Origin of the sequence: Micromonospora sp. NPDC050795, from assembly GCF_044456785.1 — a bacterium.
Taxonomy (GTDB): domain Bacteria; phylum Actinomycetota; class Actinomycetes; order Mycobacteriales; family Micromonosporaceae; genus Micromonospora.
In genome coordinates this window covers 1-3,544 of sequence record NZ_JBITGE010000080.1, presented here as the reverse complement: position 1 = coordinate 3,544, position 3,544 = coordinate 1, and the positions used below count along the sequence as shown (strand labels likewise).

The 3,544-nt window shown below is 66.3% G+C and carries 5 protein-coding genes; 2 read left to right on the top strand and 3 right to left on the bottom strand.

The annotated features are described in order from the left end of the window. Positions 1 to 498: winged helix-turn-helix domain-containing protein (locus ACIBEF_RS32035; protein WP_396797165.1), on the top strand; the 498-nt coding region annotated here is incomplete at its 5' end. 240 nt (positions 499 to 738) lie between these two features. Here ACIBEF_RS32035 and ACIBEF_RS32030 read toward each other — a convergent pair. Then, entirely contained in the window at positions 739 to 1,500 is a 762-nt protein-coding gene (locus tag ACIBEF_RS32030) for a hypothetical protein (protein WP_396797164.1), read from the bottom strand. 347 nt (positions 1,501 to 1,847) lie between these two features. Here ACIBEF_RS32030 and ACIBEF_RS32025 point away from each other — a divergent pair, with 347 nt between their 5' ends. Continuing rightward, positions 1,848 to 2,657, top strand: coding sequence for a chitosanase (locus ACIBEF_RS32025; RefSeq protein ID WP_396797167.1), 810 nt, complete (start codon positions 1,848 to 1,850; stop codon positions 2,655 to 2,657). Positions 2,658 to 2,745: 88 nt separating this feature from the next. Here ACIBEF_RS32025 and ACIBEF_RS32020 read toward each other — a convergent pair whose 3' ends face one another. Together ACIBEF_RS32020 and ACIBEF_RS32015 are read right to left on the bottom strand one after the other, a co-directional pair. Next, positions 2,746 to 3,033 carry a hypothetical protein gene (locus tag ACIBEF_RS32020; protein WP_396797163.1) on the bottom strand — a complete coding sequence of 96 codons (288 nt, stop codon included), beginning with the start codon at positions 3,031 to 3,033 and terminating at the stop codon, positions 2,746 to 2,748. Positions 3,034 to 3,283: 250 nt separating this feature from the next. Then, positions 3,284 to 3,544: hypothetical protein (locus ACIBEF_RS32015; protein WP_396797161.1), on the bottom strand; the 261-nt coding region annotated here is incomplete at its 5' end.

Genomic DNA, 3,544 nt, shown 5'->3' with positions numbered 1-3,544 from the left:
CACACCCGGATCACGGTCACGGGCCACCCGGACAACATCATCACGGAACTCACGAGGGTAAGGCTTGGGCACAGCAACATCCTTCCAGCCCGCCACCAGGGCAAGCCATCTCAGATGTCACCTATCGGTGCAGCAGACCCGAACCCGTACCTCGGCAGCCTGGCGGCAGAGCTGGCGGACCAGCTACCCCGCAGAGCGCTGACGCTGGACGTCAACGGCCACCGGCTACAACTCCGCAGCCAGTCGGTCGCGATCGACGACCTTGTGGTGCCCGTACAGGCCGGACCGATGACGGTCCTCCGTACGCTGGCTCGCTCCCCTGGTCGGTTGGTCTCGTCCGCTGAGATCCGCAGCGCCTCGGCGACCTGGTCCCGCGTGGACGACCACGCGGTGGAGATGGCGGTGTCGCGGCTTCGTCGAGCGTTCAAGAGCACTCCGTTGGACGGCATCGACCTGGTGCAGACCGTGATGCGTCGCGGGTATCGTTTGGGGGCATGAGCGACCGAGGTAAGCCAGGGAGCTCGGTGAAGCACGGCCCGAGCCGAGACCGATGACGGCAGTGACAGCGGCATCTGCGACACCGACTCGCGCACCCTGGGGCCGGCCTCGAAATCGGTGTAAAGATTTAGGCGCGATCGATCCGGCCGACACCAGGGATTCGGCAGCTCACCCGCGTTGGGCAACCCACTCGGTGGCGGGCCAGCGGCCCGCCGGCCTCTGATGAGCCCGAGCGACGGGTTACGAGGCGACAGCGACGATGACGGCTTCGTCCTGTATGAGCGCGAAGAACAGGATGAGGTCGGCGGCTAGCGTCACGTTACCCTGGATAGTCTGCGGCCCACCTGCCGCGACAGAGCGTAAGACCGGGTAGTTGCGGCCGTCCCGACCGACCACGATCAGCTCAAAATCGGTGCCAGGCTGAAGACCGACCACGGTCGCGCGGACCTGAAGGAATCCGTCACCACCCGTGAGCGTGACCTGCATCCGCCGGGAGTTCGAGTCGGAGGTGGTACCCGCCGCCACGCGAGTGTTGTTGTCGGGCGCTGTGGTGATATAGATGCCGATGCCGCCGAAGACCGCCAGAATTACGCCCAGGGCGACGCTCGCGAGGTGCACGGCGGTGAATCGCCGGCTCGACCGGCGAACCGCCCCAGGGCGTCGGTCGGGTGAACGATCGATGGCGACGGACCGTTTCCGAGCACCGAACGTGACTCGCCGCCCGGCGAAGGGCACGCCCACCGGAGCGGTATCGGTTGACGTCTCCACCAAATCGATTGGCGTCTCGCGATCGCCGGCCAGCTGGATCGCGCGTACGTCGGCGGCGCAGAGAGTGGCCAGCGCGACCGCAACCTCGCTCGCCACGTCGGCCTCGGCGCGGCACTCCGCACAGACGAAAAGATGGGACTCGACCTCGAACTCGCACGTCTCCGGGAGCTCAGCGAGCAGGTAGGACTCCAGTAGATTCAGGACGTGACCGCTCGTGTCCTCCGCGTGTTCCATCGGCATCGTCCCCTTACCGTGGCCATCAGGTGGTGCTGCTGCCCAGTTTCGTGTTGGTTGGCTGCTCGATTTGTAGCGGCAGCAGGTGACGCGGGTCGTTCACGCAGTGCTCAAGCGCCGAGCCACCCACGACGGATCCCATCTAGACCATACGCCCAGGCTATCTGGGGAGACAGCTCCCATGGGGGTGGCACTCCAATCGATCTCACCAATGTCCTGACCCTCGTTTCGGAGCAGCTCGCCGTCCTCTAACCTCGACGGCGAGATGGTCTGATACTTTCCCGAGTCTCGTCTGGGGTGGGTGCGGGGTGAGTGACTTGAATGCACGTCGTCGCCGGCCGCGGGTGATGTGGACCGCGCTACCGACGGTAACCGCCGCCGGCCTCGTCGTCGCGCTACTCGCCGGCGCAAACGAGCCGGTCGATGTGAGCACTGAGCAGCGCGTCGTCCTCAGTCAATTGGAGAGTGTCCTGCTCCACGACACCGTGGTGCCACAGTACGCTCGCGCCATCCAGCAGTTCGACTCCCGCGGCTACGTCCTCGGCATCGGTGACTTCTCCACCGCCAACGGTGAGGCGTTCGAGGTCGTGCAAAGTTACTTCGCCCGGGTCGGCCCCACGCCGCTGTCGCGTAGGTACCTCACCGTGCTGGCCCGGGTCGGTGACGACCAGGACGCCTCCGTCGACGATCTCGCCGGGCTACCCGAGGCATGGGCGAAGGCAAGCGCCGACGCGCGCTTCCGACAGGCGCAGGACGACGTTCTCGACTCACGATACTTCGCGCCTTCCCTCGACCTTTCTCGAAGGCTGGGCATCAAGACTCAGCTGGGCGTCGCCATCCTCTTCGACTCGATGCTGCAGCATGGCAACACCGGTCACGCGGACTCCCTGCCCGCGCTGGTCGAGCGGACCACCGACCGCGCCGGCGGTACGCCCGGTGCGGTGCCCGAACGGCAGTGGTTGGCTGCATTTCTTCGTGAGCGGACCGCGACACTCACCAGCCCGACGGGGGGCAATGAGCACAGTACCTGGCCCTACTCGGTGGGCCGGGTGGAGGCGCTCGCGGCATTGCTCGGCGACGGCCGAGACACCCTCCTGCCGCCGCTGACCGTCATGCCGTACGGCACACCGCGTCTGGTTTACCCCGGCACTCAGTGAGCCGCCGCCGAGCGTCGGTGTCTCACCGTTACGGAGCAGCAGCTCGCTGCAATGACGCTGTCGCGTCAAACCCTCGAGCGGTGATTCGTCACGCCGCACCCGGATTCCGGCGGTACGTCGTTCGGTCTACGCTCAGGCCCGGTCGAGAGTAGGCCGACGACACTGCGGCAACGGCCCACCGCATCCGGGTCACGGCCTCGGCCGGATGTTCCCCGTACTCCTGAGCAACCAAAGCCGCGCAGCCGCCGATCCGGTGCACGTGAAGGGCGTAGAGAACGGCATCCTGGATCTGTGCCGGCGTCGGGCACCCTGAGGGTTGCAGGTCGGAGACGAATACGGCCTCGGCCCGAATGCTGGCCATCGCCGAAGGGTTCATGTGGCTTCTCCTCTCACGCCAGGGATGGTCCCTGATGCGGTCCCTAGGCGGGCCGTCCGCTGCGGTCGCGCCGGCCCGTTGGTCGGGTACCCGGTTCTACGTCAGCCTCGGCCGCTCGATGGAACGCCAGGGGAGCTTGTTCACCAAGAGAGCCATTTCCGATCGGACCGAACCCTGGACCACCGCCATACGTAACAGTCCCAGACATCGTCGCTTCCTGGCCCGCTGGACCTTTACCGTCCTCGCAGGCTCAGTGCAGGCCGCGCTGGATCGAAAGACCGCCGGCACGGGCCTGCGGCGACGGCGGCACCCATGGCAGGGGTCGAGGCGTCGCCGACTGGCCGGCCTGGTCAACGGCCGGCATGGGGGTGGTGCTGCTTTTAGTACTCCAGCCGCAGTTGCCTGATCTGGCGTTTCGGCAGCTCATCGGCATGATCGACGTCGTCGTTGAGTCTGCCGCGTAGCTGCGAATGTCGATGTTATTCGGTGGGTAGGTGGTGTGGTCGCACCG